This window comes from Novosphingobium sp. 9U (assembly GCF_902506425.1).
In the GTDB taxonomy this organism is placed as follows: domain Bacteria; phylum Pseudomonadota; class Alphaproteobacteria; order Sphingomonadales; family Sphingomonadaceae; genus Novosphingobium.
In genome coordinates this window covers 2,306,975-2,322,492 of the sequence record NZ_LR732469.1, presented here as the reverse complement: position 1 = coordinate 2,322,492, position 15,518 = coordinate 2,306,975, and the positions used below count along the sequence as shown (strand labels likewise).

The 15,518-nt window shown below is 66.0% G+C and carries 10 protein-coding genes; 6 read left to right on the top strand and 4 right to left on the bottom strand.

Going from position 1 to position 15,518, the window contains the following annotated elements:
- The first annotated feature begins 142 nt into the window (after nucleotides 1–142).
- The 3 genes from GV044_RS10875 to GV044_RS10865 are packed head-to-tail and all read left to right on the top strand — an operon-like array spanning nucleotide 143 to nucleotide 6,025.
- Nucleotides 143–1,333, top strand: coding sequence for an efflux RND transporter periplasmic adaptor subunit (locus tag GV044_RS10875; protein ID WP_159871280.1), 1,191 nt, complete (start codon nucleotides 143–145; stop codon nucleotides 1,331–1,333).
- A gap of 7 nt (nucleotides 1,334–1,340) precedes the next feature.
- Nucleotides 1,341–4,559 (top strand): efflux RND transporter permease subunit, encoded by a 3,219-nt coding sequence (locus GV044_RS10870; protein ID WP_159869338.1) that lies wholly within the window; start codon nucleotides 1,341–1,343, stop codon nucleotides 4,557–4,559.
- Nucleotides 4,556–6,025 carry an efflux transporter outer membrane subunit gene (locus tag GV044_RS10865; protein WP_159869335.1) on the top strand — a complete coding sequence of 490 codons (1,470 nt, stop codon included), beginning with the start codon at nucleotides 4,556–4,558 and terminating at the stop codon, nucleotides 6,023–6,025. The genes GV044_RS10870 and GV044_RS10865 overlap by 4 nt, the downstream gene beginning before the upstream one ends.
- A gap of 38 nt (nucleotides 6,026–6,063) precedes the next feature.
- Here the strand turns inward: GV044_RS10865 and GV044_RS10860 are convergent, their stop codons facing one another.
- From GV044_RS10860 to GV044_RS10850, 3 genes are all read right to left on the bottom strand, one after another.
- Complete coding sequence (locus GV044_RS10860) at nucleotides 6,064–7,110, bottom strand: dihydrodipicolinate reductase (protein WP_159869332.1); 1,047 nt, start codon at nucleotides 7,108–7,110, stop codon at nucleotides 6,064–6,066.
- A 132-nt stretch (nucleotides 7,111–7,242) separates the two neighbouring features.
- The gene (locus GV044_RS10855; protein WP_159869329.1) at nucleotides 7,243–9,543 is read right to left on the bottom strand and encodes a TonB-dependent receptor; all 2,301 of its coding nucleotides are present in this window, start codon (nucleotides 9,541–9,543) and stop codon (nucleotides 7,243–7,245) included.
- Nucleotides 9,544–9,683: 140 nt separating this feature from the next.
- On the bottom strand, nucleotides 9,684–11,339 hold the full coding sequence (locus tag GV044_RS10850; RefSeq protein WP_159871277.1) for an MFS transporter: 1,656 nt from the start codon (nucleotides 11,337–11,339) through the stop codon (nucleotides 9,684–9,686).
- 268 nt (nucleotides 11,340–11,607) lie between these two features.
- Between GV044_RS10850 and GV044_RS10845 the strand changes: the two genes are divergently transcribed.
- Both GV044_RS10845 and GV044_RS10840 read left to right on the top strand, forming a co-directional pair.
- A complete protein-coding gene (locus tag GV044_RS10845) occupies nucleotides 11,608–12,861 on the top strand; it encodes an acetyl-CoA C-acetyltransferase (protein WP_159869326.1) in 1,254 nt (417 codons plus the stop codon).
- The gene (locus GV044_RS10840; RefSeq protein WP_236554863.1) at nucleotides 12,858–13,394 is read left to right on the top strand and encodes a MarR family winged helix-turn-helix transcriptional regulator; all 537 of its coding nucleotides are present in this window, start codon (nucleotides 12,858–12,860) and stop codon (nucleotides 13,392–13,394) included. The genes GV044_RS10845 and GV044_RS10840 overlap by 4 nt, the downstream gene beginning before the upstream one ends.
- Before the next feature lie 246 nt (nucleotides 13,395–13,640).
- On the opposite strand, the gene GV044_RS10835 is transcribed toward GV044_RS10840, so the two are convergent.
- On the bottom strand, nucleotides 13,641–13,952 hold the full coding sequence (locus GV044_RS10835) for a hypothetical protein (RefSeq protein ID WP_159869323.1): 312 nt from the start codon (nucleotides 13,950–13,952) through the stop codon (nucleotides 13,641–13,643).
- Nucleotides 13,953–14,283: 331 nt separating this feature from the next.
- On the opposite strand from GV044_RS10835, the gene GV044_RS10830 reads away from it, so the two are divergent.
- Nucleotides 14,284–15,513 carry a CaiB/BaiF CoA-transferase family protein gene (locus GV044_RS10830; protein WP_236554862.1) on the top strand — a complete coding sequence of 410 codons (1,230 nt, stop codon included), beginning with the start codon at nucleotides 14,284–14,286 and terminating at the stop codon, nucleotides 15,511–15,513.
- The last annotated feature ends 5 nt before the right edge of the window (nucleotides 15,514–15,518 follow it).

The following is a 15,518-nucleotide window of genomic DNA, read 5'->3' as shown; positions in this document are numbered from 1 at the left end:
AGATCGCAGCTTGCAGGCGCAAACAAAGGTCGGATAGGCCAGACCAACTACTTGGACCAAGGCGACAGAATTGACGTTAGCTTGCCCTCTGCCTGGCCTGCGCCGGAACTCCGCGCGCGGCATCGTTCCCGTGCTCGCTCTCATGAGCGTGGTGGTGCTCGCCGGCTGTGGCAAGTCGGAAGACAAGGGGAAGGGGCAGCGGCCCCCACCTAAGGTCGGCTTTGTCGTCGCCGCCCCCAGCGCGGTGCCGCAACCGGTCACGCTGGGTGGCCGCACCGTAGCGTTCGAGACCAGCGAAGTGCGCCCGCAAGTCGCAGGCGTCATCCAACGCCGCTTGTTCGAGGAAGGCAGCTACGTGCGCGCCGGGCAGCCGCTGTTCCAGATCGACCCGAGCCTCTACCGCGCCGACGTCAACCAGGCGCAGGCCAATCTCGCCAGCGCGCGCGCCAGTGCCGACGCTGCAGTGGCCAAGGCTCGGCGCTACAAGCCACTGGCCGAGATGCAGGCCGTCGCCGCGCAGGATTACACTGACGCTGCCGCACAGGCACGCGTGGCCCGCGCGACCGTGGCGCAGAACAACGCCGCGCTGGAAACCGCCCGCGTCAACTTGCGCTTTACTACAGTACCTGCGCCGATCAGTGGGCGCATCGGCCGCTCGCTCGTCACCGTGGGCGGGCTCGCCAGCAACAGCCAGACCACGCCGCTAGCGGTCATCCAGCGGACCGATCCGATGTTCGTGGACATGCAGCAATCCGCTGCGGACCTCACCGCCCTGCGCCGCAAGCTGCGTACCGGCGGGATCGAGGCGGGCAGCACGCAAGTGACGCTCAAGCTGGAGGACGGCAGCGACTATCCGCAGACCGGCACCGTCCAGTTCTCCGAAGTGACCGTTAACCAGGACACCGGCACCGTCACCTTGCGCGCGCGCTTCCCCAATCCCCAGGGCATGCTGCTGCCGGGCACATTCGTGAACGCGGTATTTAACCAGGCGATCGAGACCAACGCCTTCCTCGTCCCGCAACAGGCGATCCAGCGCGATTTCGACGGCTCGGCCTACGTCATGCTGGTCGGGCCCAAAGACAAGACGGGGGGGAACAAGGCCGTGCGCCGCAAGGTCATGGCCACGCGCACGTTCGGCGCCAATTGGGTCGTCACCTCGGGCCTAGTCCGCGGCGACCGCATCATCATGCAGGGGCTGAACGGCCTCAAGCAGGGCGCGCCGATCGTCCCGGTTCCGGCCAGTGCTCCGCAGGACCCCACCAAGGCGCCCCGCGGTGGCGCGGGCGGCAAGTCCGGCGCCGGACAGGGTGCACCCTCGAAGCAGGGTAGCTGATCGCCCGATGTCACGCATTTTCATCGATCGGCCGATCTTCGCCTGGGTTCTCGCGATCATCGTCATGCTCGCCGGCGCCGGCGCGCTGACGATGCTGCCGAACCAGGAATATCCAGACATCGCGCCGGTTCAGGTCAACATTTCTGCCACATACCCCGGCGCGCAAGCCCAGGCGATCGAGAACAGCGTCACCCAGGTGCTGGAACAGCAGCTGACCGGCATCGACGGGCTACTGTACTTCAGTTCGCAGTCCTCGAACCGTGGCCGCGCGACCATCAGCGCGACATTCGCCAAGGGCACTGACCCGGATATCGCACAGGTCCAGGTCCAGAACCAGATCCAGAGCGCGCTCGCCCGCCTGCCGCAGCAGGTGCAGACGCAGGGCGTGCGTGTCACCAAGTCGAACCCCGACCAGCTGATGCTGGTGGCGGTCTACGATGCGACCGACACCCGCTCGAACCAGGACGTCTCGGACTACCTGGCTTCGAACATCCAGGACCCGCTATCGCGCGTCGACGGCGTCGGCGAAGTGAACGTGTTCGGCGCGCCGCACGCAATGCGCATCTGGCTCGACCCGCGCAAGCTGGCGGCGGTAGCACTGATGCCCAACGACGTGGTCACGGCCATTCGCGCGCAGAACACGGAAGTGGCGGCGGGCGAAGTGGGCGGCGTGCCCTCGCCCGATGAGCAGATGCTCAACGCCACCGTGACGGCGCAGTCCCGCCTGCAGACACCCGAGCAGTTCCGCGCGATCGTCATCAAGACCCAGACCGACGGCTCCACCGTGACCGTCGGCGATGTCGCCCGGGTCGAGATCGGCGCGGAGAGCTATTCGGTGGTGAGCCGCGTCAACGGCCATCCCGGTGCCGGTATCTCGATCTCGCTGTCCCCCGGTGCCGACGCGCTGCGCACGGCCGAGGCAGTCAAGGCGCAGATGAAGGACCTCACCCGCGACATGCCGGAGGGGCTGGAATACGTCTACGGCAGCGACACCACCGACTTCATCAAGCTCTCGGTCGAGGAAGTCGAAAAAGCGCTGCTCGAGGCGATCGCGCTGGTCGTGGTCGTGATGTTCGTCTTCCTGCAAAGCTGGCGCGCCACGCTGATCCCAACGATCGCGGTTCCGGTCGTGCTGCTCGGCACCTTCGCCGTGTTCTACGTCGTCGGCTTCTCGATCAACACGCTGACCCTGTTCGGCCTGGTGCTGGCCATCGGCCTGCTGGTGGACGATGCCATCGTCGTGGTCGAGAACGTGGAGCGACTGCTGGAGGAGAACCCCGGCATGAGCCCGCGCGAGGCGACGATCAAGTCCATGGACGAACTCACCGTCGCGCTGGTCGCCATTGCGCTGGTGCTCTCCGCGGTGTTCCTGCCGATGGCGTTCTTCGGTGGGTCGACCGGCGTCATCTACCGCCAGTTCTCGCTGACCGTGATCACCGCCATGGTGCTCTCGGTGCTGGTGGCGCTGATCCTTAGCCCGGCGCTGACCGCGACGCTGCTCAAGCCCAAGAGCGAGGAGCCCAAGCCCGGCCTGCTGCGTCGTCGCTTCCCTGCTGTCGGCGATCGTCTGGTGCGCTTCAGCCACGGCTTCAACGAGCGGTTCGATCGCCTGAGCGGGCGCTATGCCGACACGGTGGCCCGCGTGGTCGATCGCAAGTGGCTGTTCCTGGTGATCTACGCAGTCGTGGTCGCGATCATGGCGCTGCTATTCCTGCGCCTTCCCAGCGGCTTCCTGCCGACCGAGGACCAAGGCACGGTGATCGTCCAGTACCGCCTGCCCGCCGGTACCGTGCTCGGCCGCACGCAGAAGGTGCAGCAGGCGGTGGAACGCTACTTCCTAACGCAGGAAAAGAGCAACATCTCCAGTATGTTCACCGTTTCGGGCGGCGGCCAGGGTGCCGCCGGGCAGAACACGGGCAACGGCTTCGTCAAGCTGAAGGACTGGGCCGACCGTCCGGGCAAGGAGAACAATGCCGACAGCATCGTCCAGCGCGCCTCGCGCTCGCTGTCGGTGCTGCGCGACGCGCAGGTCTTCGCGCTGGTGCCCGGCGCGGTGCGCGGCCTGGGCACCTCCTCGGGCTTCACCATGGAGCTGCAGAACGCCAGCGGCATGAGCCGCGAGAAGTTCATCGAGGCGCGTGACCAGCTGCTCGCCGCCGCCAACGCCGACCAGCGCCTGACCGGCGTGCGCCTGAGCGACTTGCCCGATGTCTCCACCCTGTCGGTCAACGTCGATCAGCAGCGCGCGACCGCCTTCGGTCTCACGCCTGGCAACGTCAACGACACCCTGGCCACGGCCTGGGGTGGCACATACGTCAACGACTTCATCGACAAAGGGCGCGTCAAGCGCGTCTACGTCCAGGGCGACGCGCCCTATCGCAGCCGGCCCGAGGACTTGGGCCAGTGGTACGTGCGGTCCAGCAGCGGCGCGATGTCGCCCTTCTCGGCCTTTGCGCAGACCGGCTGGTCCACGGTGCCGAGCACGACCTCGCGCTTCAACGGCATTCCCTCGTACGAGTTCAGCGGCCAGGCAGCGCCGGGCGTCAGCTCGGGCACGGCGATGGACATCATGGAGGAACTGGCGGGCAAGATCCCCGGCACTACCGTCGCCTGGGCGGGCCAGTCGTATCAGGAGCGGCTGAGCTCAGGCCAAGGGCCGCTGCTCTACGGCCTGTCGCTGCTGGTCGTGTTCCTGTGCCTGGCCGCGCTGTACGAGAGCTGGTCCATTCCGGTCGCGGTGCTGCTCGTCATCCCGCTCGGCCTCGTCGGCGCGATCTTTGCGGTGACGCTGCGTGGGCTGGAGAACGACGTCTACTTGCAGATCGGCTTGCTGACCACGATGGGCCTCGCCGCCAAAAACGCGATCCTGATGATCGAGTTCGCCGAGCAAGCCGAGAAGCAGGGCAAGCGCGTGATCGATGCCGCCATCGAAGCCGCCCGAATCCGCTTGCGCCCGATCCTGATGACCAGCTTCGCGTTCATCTTCGGCGTGCTCCCGCTCGCCCTGGCGACCGGCGCAGGCGCCAACAGCCGTGTCGCGATCGGTACGGCAGTGGTCGGCGGCATGCTCACCGCGACGATCCTGGCGATCTTCTACATCCCGCTGTTCTTCGTACTCGTCCGCCGTGGCGTGCGTGACGGGCTGCGCGCAGCGCGAGCACGGATCGCGCCTTATCGCAGCCGTCGCGACGAGGAACCGCGCGAGAGCGATGGAGAACCGGCATGACCCGCGTGCGTCTGACCCTCTCGCTGGTTTCGGCCCTGGCGCTGGGTGCCTGCTCGCTCGCGCCCAAGTACGTCGCCCCCACGCCGCCGGTGCCGCAGACCTGGCCTGCTGGGGACGCCTACCTTTTGCAGAGCGAGGCGAACCTGCCGGTGGTCTCCTACACCGAGGTCTTCCGCGATCCGCGCTTGCAGCAGCTGATCGCGCAGGCGCTGGAGAACAACCGCGACCTGCGCGTCGCCGCGGCCAACCTTGCGGCGGCACGCGCGCAAGTGCGGGTCGTCCGATCCGATCAGTTCCCGGCGATCGGCGTCAGCGCCTCGGCCACTTACGCCAACCGGGGGAGTTCGACTACAGGCAACACTGGGTCGGGTACGGGCTCGGGCACGGGAACCACCCGAAGCTCGGGCAGCGGCTGGTCCTATGGCCTACAAGGCGGCGTCTCCAGCTTCGAACTCGACTTCTTCGGCCGCTACGCGAATGCCACGGAGTCCCAGCGGAACACGGCGCTCGCGACCGAGGCGACCGCACGCACCGTGCGGCTGGGGCTGATCGCCGACCTGGCGCAAGCCTGGGCGACGTATGGCTCGGACGTGGACTTGCTCAGGCTGGCCGAGGCGACCGCGGCCAATGCCCAGCGCAGCGTCGAGCTGACCAGCCTGCGCCTGAACGGCGGCGTCGCCCCGCGCACCGACTTGCGCCAGGCCGAACAAGTGCTGGAAACCGCGCGCGGCGACCTTGCCCAGCAGAGGACGGCGCTGGCGCAGGACGCCAATATCATCCGCCTCTTGATTGGAGCCGAGTTCGACCAGGCGCTGCTCCCCGCCGGCATCGCGCAAGTGAACAATACGCTCGCCACCCTGCCCGCCGGCACCAGCTCGCAAGTGCTTCTGCGCCGTCCCGACGTGGTTGAGGCCGAGTACCAGCTGCGCGCGGCCAATGCCGACATCGGCGTCGCGCGTGCGCAGCTATTCCCGTCCATCTCCCTGACGGGCCTGCTCGGCGTGGCGAGCTCTGCGCTTTCCTCTCTGTTCAGCGGCGGTGCGTTCAGCTGGTCGGCAGGCGCCGACGCCTCGTACTCGCTGTTCAACGCAGGCGGCCGTGTCGCCAATGTCGAGGTCAGCCGCGCTCAGCGCGACGCTGCCGTTGCCAGCTACGAACGCGCCATCCAGGTGGCCTTCCGCGAAGTCTCCGACGCCCTGGCCGACCAGGGCACCCTGGCCGAGCGGCTGCGCGCCGCCTCCGCCAACACCGCCGCTGCCGCGGACACCGCCAAGCTGACCGAGGCGCGCTATCGTTTCGGTGTCGACAGCTTCCTCGCCAGCCTCGACGCGCAGCGCAGCCTGTATGGGGCACAGCAGTCGGAGATTGCCACTCGTCTGGCGCAGGCGAGCAATCGCGTGACGCTCTACCGCGTGCTCGGCGGCGATGCCGCGACGGCGACTGCAGCGCTGCCGTCCCGGCGGTAATGCAGAACCCCCTCCCCTCAAGGGGAGAGGGTTAGGGCTCAAGCAAATACCGGCACGATCTGCGGCAGGTCCACCGTGGTCCGGATGCCCGGCTCCGCTGCGCACACTGCGGCGATGGCATTGACCGGGCGGTGCGCGGTCAGACCCGGTGTGAACGCGGCATAGTCCTCCTCGGGCACCGGGAAGTGAATGTCGACCAGCACCGGCGTGTCGCCTTCGGTCTGGATGCGCCAGCCCGAATCGCGCAGGTTCCAGCCTTCGTCCTGAATATCGGTGGTGACGTACCAGTTGGCGCGGAAGCGAAGCACCGAGCGACCCTGGTGCTTGCAGGTGATCGTCGTCCGCATTGCGCCCACCGTGCCCGCCTCGACCGTACCGGCGGCGATGTGGAGCGTCTCCTTGGTGCCGGAGAGTTCGCCGAACGCCTCGATCTCGTCGATCGGCAGGCCGATGGCTTCGCCGATCTGCGAGAGCGAGCTGCCGAAGTCGCCCTTCAGGTGCTCGGCCCGGCGTTGGTCGTAAGGGCCGACGGGTTCGCCGAAACCCATGATCTGGAACAGCATTTCGGGCGAGTCGCGACTCGAGACGTCGGCGTACTCGTCGATGGTGATGAGGTCATGCCGGCGCGCGAGCGACAGCAGCGGAATGGTCAGCGCCTCGGTAACGAAGCCAGGGCTCGAGCCGGTGCTGTAGATCGAGGTTCCGCCCTGCTGGCAGGCGTCTTCGATACGCTTGCGATTGGCCGGCTCGATCGTCCCGGGATGGTGGAAGTCGCCACGCGTGGTCACGACGTTCTTGCCCGACGCCAGGATCGACACCAGCTCGTCCCAGTCGGTGCCCTGGCGCATGTAGAGCACGCAGTCCGCATCGAGCGCGATCAGGTCTGCCGCCGAGTTGGTGGCCTTGACCCCGGTCTCGCTACCGAGGCCTGCCAGTTCGCCGGCGTCCTTGCCGACCTTGCCCTCGGAACTGACCCACAGGCCGACGAGCTCCATCTCAGGATGCTCGATCACGCTGCGCAACGCGCGGCTGCCGACGTTTCCGGTCGCCCACTGGATCACGCGGTACTTGCGGCGTTCGGTCATGTCAGGCTCTCCTCGTCGGCTCTATGGCCACGTGCGAAACGCCGGAAAGGACATTCCCTCCCCGGCGTCGCGTGTCATTCTTGCTAGTCCCGCGCTCCCAGACAATACCCGTCTGGGAACACCGGTCTCCCATCAGAACTTGAAGCCGACTTCGCCACCGAAGGTCGTCGGCTTGCTCCAGTTCGCGCCAATGCCGAAGTTGGAGTACTGCACCTGCGTCAGGTAACGGCTGTTGGTCACGTTGTCGCCATAGGCCGCCAGGTACCAGCGATCGTCGGGAGCGGTCCACTGCGCGCGCAGCGACAGAGTCTCGTAGCCGCCCTGCTTAAACTGGATGCCCGAGGGTCCGAAGAAGAAGCTCGACGAGTAGGACAGGTTGCCGGACAGCGCGAGTTCGCCGCTCGCCAGTGGCGTGGCGTAACGCGCACCGATGTAGCCGGTGAACTCGGGCGTGCGCTGCATGGTCACGTTGTCGAGGTTCTGACCGAGCACCAGGAACGTCACTCCGTTGGCAGCGCATCCTGCGGCAGCAACAGCGCCCAGCGAGGCGCACGGCGTGTAGATCGGTGCATTGTTGAAGTCCTTGTAGCGTGCGTGCACCCAGGACGCGCCGGCAGACAGATCGAGACCCTGCACCGGCCGCACGTGCGCGGCGCCTTCCAGGCCGTAGATCTCCGACTGGGCGGCGTTGACGATCCGCGCCGTGCCGGCCTCGTAGATCGAGACCTGCAGGTCGCTGTAGTCATAATAGAAGCCCGCGCCCTCCAGCGAGAAACCAGGCTTTTCGTACTTGAAGCCCAGTTCGTAGGCATTGACCTTTTCGGGACTTACCCGGCTGCAGACATAGGGCGCGTTCTGGCAAGAGCCGCCGACGTCCACGACCGCCGCCTTGTAGCCGCGCGTGAACGAGGCGTAGATGCTCGAGCGATCGTCGGGCTTGAAGCGGATCACCGCGCGCGGCGTCAGGCGGCCGCTATCAGCGAACTTGATCGCACCCGGGTCGCAATCCTTGAGGTAGACGCGTCCGCCAGTGGCCGAGCACGTAGTCCCGTTCGGCAACGTGATCGGTGCCGGATTGAGGAACCGGGTGTTGTAGTAGGCGTCGTCCACCTTGTCGTAGGCGTAGCGCAAGCCGCCGGTGAGGAAGAGCTTGGGCGTGATCTCGTAAGTGGCGTCCGCGAAAGCGGCATAGCTGCGTACGGTGGTGCTGGAGCCGCCTAGGCGAATGCGATTGGCAGCGCCGCCGGTGTCGATTCCCGTAATGTACTGGTCGGTGTTCTCGAAATAGAACAAGCCGGCGGTCCACTGCAGCTTGGGGCCGCTCTTGGACGTCAGGAGGAGTTCCTGGCTCCAGGTCTCGTTATTGTTGGGCAGTCCGAGCTGGAAAATATCCGCGCCCGAGTAGTCGAGCTCAAGCGACGAATTTACCTTCTCGTTGCGGTATTGCGAGTACGAGGTGAGGTTCGCGAAACCCAGATCCGCGGTCAACGTCGCCTGCAATACGTCCGAGTTCGAGCGGAAGAACTCCGGCTGCGATCCCGATGCGATCTCGTTCTTGCGCGTGGTGAAGGTGCCGGGGATGCCACCGAACGGAGCGCCGACACCGATCTGGTCGTCCACGTAGCTGGAGACCAGCAACGGCGAGGGATCGTCGACCTGACCGTGCTTGTAGCGCAGCAGCAGCGAGACGTCATCGGTGAGGTCGGCCTTGAGGCTGACGCGCGCAGACCAGTTCTCGTACTTGCCGACATCGCGATCGGTCGAGATATCGTGCTGCCAGCCGTCGCCGCGGCGGTACTGCCCCTCGACGCTGAGCGCGACCCGGTCGGAGATGACGAAGTTGCCGATCCCTTCGATGCGCGCCTCGTTGTAGCGGCCGTAGCTGGCACGGCCTTCGAACGAGTTGGCGTTAGTATTGGGCTCGCGGGTGGAGACCAAGATCGCGCCGCCGGTGGTGTTCCGGCCGAACAGCGTGCCTTGCGGGCCCTTCAGGACCTGGATGCTGCTGACGCTGATCAAGTCGAAGTCGGCCGCCAGCGGGTTGGGCGAATAGAACCCGTCGATGTAGATGCCGACGTTACCGCCGCCGCCAGAGGTCGCCACCGCCGTGCCGATGCCGCGGATGGTCGGCTGAAAGAAGCCGCCGGCGAAGTCAAAGCGCAGGGCGGGCGTCACCTTGCCGATATCAGACAGCTGCTGGACGTTGGCGGTGTCGAGCGCGTCGGACGAGAGGGTGGTGATCGAGATCGGCACGTCGACCTGCGCCTCGGCGCGGCGCTGCGCGGTAACGATGATCACGTCGTTGTCGGATGCCGCTGCGTCCTGCGGGGCACCGGCCGCACCGGCCTGCGCAAAGGCCGGATTGGCTACGATCGTGGCCCCGACCAGAATGGCTCCGATTGCCGCGGACGCGCGAAGCTGCTCTTTCAGCATGTCTCTCTCCCCTGTTTCGATTTGCTCTTTGCCGGCATTTCTAGCGCGCCGCGCAGACAAATCCAGAGGAGAATTGGACGACTGTCAAAAGTCTCGCGCGCTGCCGCAGGGATGCAACACTGCCCGGGATGGTGCCCGGGTCAGGGCCCGATGTATCCGACCGTCTCCTGGCGTGGGTCGAGCGACTCCGCCTTCCAGCGGACCGATCCGAACGGTCGTTCCAAGCGGCGGGTGACGCGGCGGCCGCGCTGCCGGTTGAACGCGTCCGCATCTGCTTGAAGCTGGTACTCGGGCGCGGTGTAGCGATCGCGCATGCGCAAGTAGTCGCCCCAAGTCGGGCAATGGTAGCGCTCGGTCCAGAGCGCCGGATTCTCGATGTCGCGCGCCAGCGACCAGTCGAACCCGCCGAGCCGCTTGCGCACGCGCTGCAGGTTCATCATCGTGTCGTAGAACTCGCGTGCCTGGTCCGGGTCGACGTCGTACTCCACCTCGACCACGATCGGGCCCGAGCGCAGGGTGAGTGCCAGCGCGACCTCAGGCTCATAACCGATCTCGACCATCGAGGTGTCGCTGTCCTCGTTGGGCAGCGGCAGGACGAAGCCGAGCAGCACTGTGGCCGCCACCGCCACGCCGGAGGCGACAAAGGCGAGCGACACTCCGGTCACGCCGGCGATTTCGCCCCAGGCGTACGCGCCGATGCCGATGCCGGCGGTAATGGCCGAGGAATAGAGCGAGAGAGCGCGCGCCGTCACCCAACGGGGAGCCGAGAGCTGCACCGTCACGTTGAGGATCGCGACCGTCAGGATGTTGCTCATCCCGATCACGAAGAACGCGGCGCAGCTGAGCACGGTGTGCGTGCTCAGCCCGATCACCACGAGCGCTAGGCCGGTCGCGACGGCGAACAAGCGCACCGCTGCCTCCGTGGTGAAGCGCTGCTTGATCTGCGAGACGAACAGCGCGCCCAGCACGGCGCCTACGCCCTGCGCGCCCAAGAGGATGCCGTAGACGGCCGCATCACCGTGCAGCAGCTCCTTGGCGACCAGCGGCGCCAGACCGGCGGCCGTCGCCGTGCACAAACCGAAGGCGAAGATGCGCGTCAGCGCGGTCCGGATCCCTGGCGAGTGCAGCGCGAAGCGTGCGCCGCCGATCATCGCCCGGTCGATGCGCTCGGGCGGCAGGCGTGAAGGCGTGTGGCGCCGCTTCCACAGCACGAACGAGAACAGCAGCGGCAGGTAGAGCACGGAGGTCAGCCCGAACACCGCTTGCGCGCCGGCCGCCAGCACGATCACGCCGCCCAGCGCCGGGCCGAAGCTGCGTGCGACGTTGTAGCTGATGGTGCCCAGCGCCACAGCGGCGGGCAGGTTCTCCCGCGAGACCTGCTCGGGGATCGAGGCCTGCCACGACGGCGAGTAGAGCGCCACGCCCGCGCCGATCAGCGCGCAAAACAGCAGCAGCAACCAGGGCGTGGTGAGGCCTAGATAAGCGATCGTCGTCAGAACGGCGGCGGCCACGGCGGAGAAAGTGAGACCGGAGATCGCGATCCGGCGGCGATCGAACATGTCCGCGATCGCGCCGGCTGGCAGCGTCACGAACATCAGCGGCACCATGAGCGCGGTCTGCACCAGCGCCACCATGGTGGGCGAGTTGCTGAGCCGCGTCATCTCCCAAGCCGCGCCAACGCCGAGGAACAACTGCCCGAAATTGGAGAGCAAGCTGGCGCTCCAGATCCGGCGGAACACCGGTTCGCGCAGCGGCGCGAACGCTCCGCCCGGTCTCTCCTGACCTCCGTTCGCGATAGTGCCCAAGTTGTGTCCCCCACTCTGTTCTGCTGGCCATGGCTTTTGATATGGCCGATCTGCGCGTCAAGCTGGCATGGGCCCGCACGCGGCACAACCCGCACAAGGCGAGTTCGCGGCACAGTCCACTCGCACAATCTGGATAGCGCAGCGGCGTTCCAATATGCTAACCTTTGAAAGCAATCGCACCCGCGATGCCCTGTCGGATTGCATTTTCCCAGGCTACCTCGCATGTCCCGGGCACACTCGAATTGCGCAGGAGACCACCGTGGCAGACGCCTATATCATCGACGCTGTCCGCACCCCCCGGGGCCTTGGCAAGATGGGCAAGGGAGCGCTCTCGACCATGCATCCCGAGCATCTCGCCGCCACCGTGTTCACCGCGCTGAAGGAGCGCAACAACCTCGACACAGCGGACGTTGACGACATCATCTGGGGCACCTCGGCGACGCTCGGCCTGCAGGGCGGCGCGATCGGCCGCATGGCGGCGATGGATGCAGGCTATGATGTGCGCGCCAGTGGCGTGAACCTTAACCGCTACTGCGGCTCGGGCCTGACCGCCACCAGCCTCGCCGCCGCGCAGATCATGTCGGGCATGGAAGACCTGGTGATCGCCGGCGGCTCCGAGCAGCTGAGCTACGTCAACCACTATAGCGGCAAGATGCGGGAGGCCGGACTGGGCTCTGGCGGCATGGGCGTGGGCAATCCGCGGCTTCAGGCCAAGCACCCGCAGACCAACCAGGGTATCGCGGCCGACGCGATCGCCGCGATGGAAGGCATCACCCGCGAGGAGCTGGAGGAATGGGGCGCGGAAAGCCAGCGCCGCACCGCCGTGGCCCTGCAGGAAGGCCGCTTCGACAAGTCGACGATCACGGTCAAGGACGACGAGGGCAACGTGATCCTCGATCACGAAGAATACCCGCGGCCCGAGACGACCAAGGAATCGCTGGCAACGCTGAAGCCAGCGTTTGAGATGTTCTACAACATGCCGAGCCAGAAGGACGGCCCGACGTACGCCGAACTGATCAAGCAGAAGTACCCCGACCTGGAGTTCTCGCCGATACACCACGCCGGCATTTCGTCTGGCGTGGTCGACGGCGCGGCGGGCCTGCTGCTTGCGTCGAAGGACTATGCCGAGAAGCACGGCCTGACGCCGCGTGCGCGGGTGGTGGCGACGGCCAACGTCGGTGACGATCCGACGCTGATGCTCAACGCGCCGGTGCCCGCAGCCAAGAAGGTGCTCGCGAAAGCCGGCCTGACCAAGGACGATATCGACGTCTTCGAGATCAACGAGGCATTCGCCGTCGTCGTCGAAAAGTTCATCCGCGACCTCGATCTCGATCGCGCCAAGGTGAACCCCAATGGTGGTTCGATCGCGATGGGCCACCCGATCGGCGCGACCGGTGCCATTCTCGTCGGCACTGCGCTGGATGAGCTGGAGCGCACCGGCGGCCGCTATGCGCTGATCACCATGTGCGCTGCGGGCGGCATGGCGCCGGCCATGATCATCGAGCGCGTGTGACCAACGAGGACGGCACCGCTGTAGAGGTCTCGGCCGTCACGGTATCGGGCGACCTCCTGCCGGGAACCAAGGGCCAGTCGGTAGAACCGGCCGGTCCCGACTCGGCGCATGAGGCGCGCCGCCATATCGGCCTGCGCTTCACGATCATCGCACGCCTGCTGCGCAACAATTTCGACCGGCAGGTGGTCAACCTGAACGTCACGCGGTCGCAGTGGGCGATGATCGCGGTGGTCTCGCGCGTGCCCGGCGCCACCCAGCGCACCATCGCCGAGGCACTCGAGATGTCGGAGGCCTCGGCCGGACGCCTGATCGATCGCCTCTGCGCAGACGGCCTGCTGGAACGCCGCGACAGGCGGGACGATCGCCGCGCTCGAGCGGTGTACCTTACCCCAGCTGCCGAGCCGTTGCTGGAAAAGCTCGCCTCGATCGCCCGCGCCAGCGAGCAGCGCATGTTCAAGGGTTTCAGCCAGGATGAGTTGGACGCATTGGGCAGCTACCTGGACCGCATCTACGACAACGTGAGTCGCGGCTGAGCCGAGCATCGTAAGGGGTGAGCTACGACAAGCTCACCCTGGCCGGTGTTGGGGTAAAGCGCCCTGACCTGCCAATGGCCACACGGAACCAGCGAGATCCGGCCCGTCCTCATACCGCTTGTGTTGAGCTTGTCGAAGCACGTCACCAAACGGTGCGTTTCAGCCGACGGGTTTAGGCTCACCCCCACAAACAAAAAGGGCGGCGCCCCCCGGCACCGCCCTTTCTCGAAAATCAGCTTGGGCCGATTACTTGGCCGAAGCGACTTCCTTCTTGCTGAGCGAGGTGGTCACCTTGCCGCCGACCGAGGTGATGGTCGAGGCGGGAACGGTCACCAGCTTGCCGGCGAGGATGATCTGCGGGTTGCCCTCAGCGTTGACGCGGTAGATCGGGGCGAGACGCGCACCGTTGCTGTACAGCATCTGGCCGGCGTTGAGCTTGGCAGCCGGAGCGGCTTCCTCGGTGACTTCGCGGACCGACTGGGTGGTCTCGGCGAAAGCGGCCGGAACCGAGAAGGTGGCGACAGTGGCGACGGCAGCGAGAGCGATGATCTTCTTCATGACGTATTCTCCGATATGCATCGGGGGTGACCCGGTAGGCTGAAGCTATCTGCTTGCCTTACTCACCTAGGTTAGGATTGCATGTCGCGCAAGTCAATTGCGAATGTTGCAAGCGCGAAGTAGATTTACTCAACTTCCTTAGCGTCCCTGTTGAACCGCGGTTAAGGCAGTATGCAGCTGCGGAAGACGCGTTCCAGATCGGCTGTCAGCTGCGTCAGATCATCGTCGTCACGATGGCCTGCGCAGTTGATCCACCCTGCAAATCCGCGCAAACCGGAGCTTACGGGAGCCGGCTTCGTTTCGGCCGGGCACAGCAGGGAAAAACAAGACTATGGCCACCAAGGTGATGCAGGGCGTGAAGGTGCTGGAAGTCGCCCAGTTCACGTTTACCCCGGCTGCCGGCGCCGTCCTCGCCGATTGGGGCGCGGACGTCATCAAGATCGAGCACCCGGTGCGCGGCGATACGCAGCGCGGGTTCCTCAACATGGGCGGCGTGAAGCTCGATCCCCTGCGGCACACCCTGATCGAGCACCCGAATCGCGGCAAGCGCTCGGTCGGCATCGATCTAGGCACGGCGGAAGGCCAAGAGTTGCTCTATGAGCTGGCCAAGCAGTGCGACGTGTTCCTGACCAACTTCCTCCCCCAAGTGCGGCAGAAGAACAAGTTCGACGTCGAGCATATCAAGGCGGCCAACCCGAACATCATCTATGCGCGCGGCAGCGCTTGGGGCGACAAGGGTCCCGAGCGTGAGAAGGGCGGCTTCGATGGCACCGCGTTCTGGTCGCGCAGCGGCATCGCCGACTGCATGACCCCGCCTGAACTCCCTGGCCCGCTCTCGCAGGGCATGCCTGCATTCGGCGATTCGATCGGCGGCATGTTCATCGCCGGCGGCATCTCGGCCGCGCTATTCCATCGTGAACGCACCGGTGAAGCTGCGGTTCTCGACGTCTCTTTGATGAGCACGGCAGCCTGGGCCTCTGGCGCCAACATCGCGCAGGCGCTCGAGACCGGGATCATCACCAAGAACTCGATGCCCAGTTCGGGCGGCGCGGGTACCAACCCGTTCATGGGCAACTTCTGGACCTCGGACGGGCGCACCATCAACTTGTGCATGGTCAGTCCCACTGGCCTGATCCGGGACACGTTCGAGCACATCGGCAAGCCCGAATACGCGGACGACGAGCGCTTTGCCGACGTGCTCAGCTTGATGAAGAACGCCAAGGCGGCCAGCGACATCCTGGTTGAAGCCTTCGCCACCAAGCCCTTCGCCTACTGGCGTGAGCATCTGAAAACGCTGAAGGGCCAGTGGGCCCCGATCCTCAACCTGATCGAGCTTGCCAACGACGAGCAGGCGATCGCCAACGACACGATCATCGAAGTCGAGGCGTCTGACGGTGGCGAACCGATCAAGCTGGTGCGCAACCCGGTTCAGTGGAACGGTGAGGCGACCGAGACCACCCGCGCGCCCCAGGCGAGCGAGCACACCGAGCTCGTGCTCATGGAAATGGGCGTCGAGTGGGACAAGATCGAGGAGCTGAAAGCCAAGGGCGCGATCGCGTAATCAGC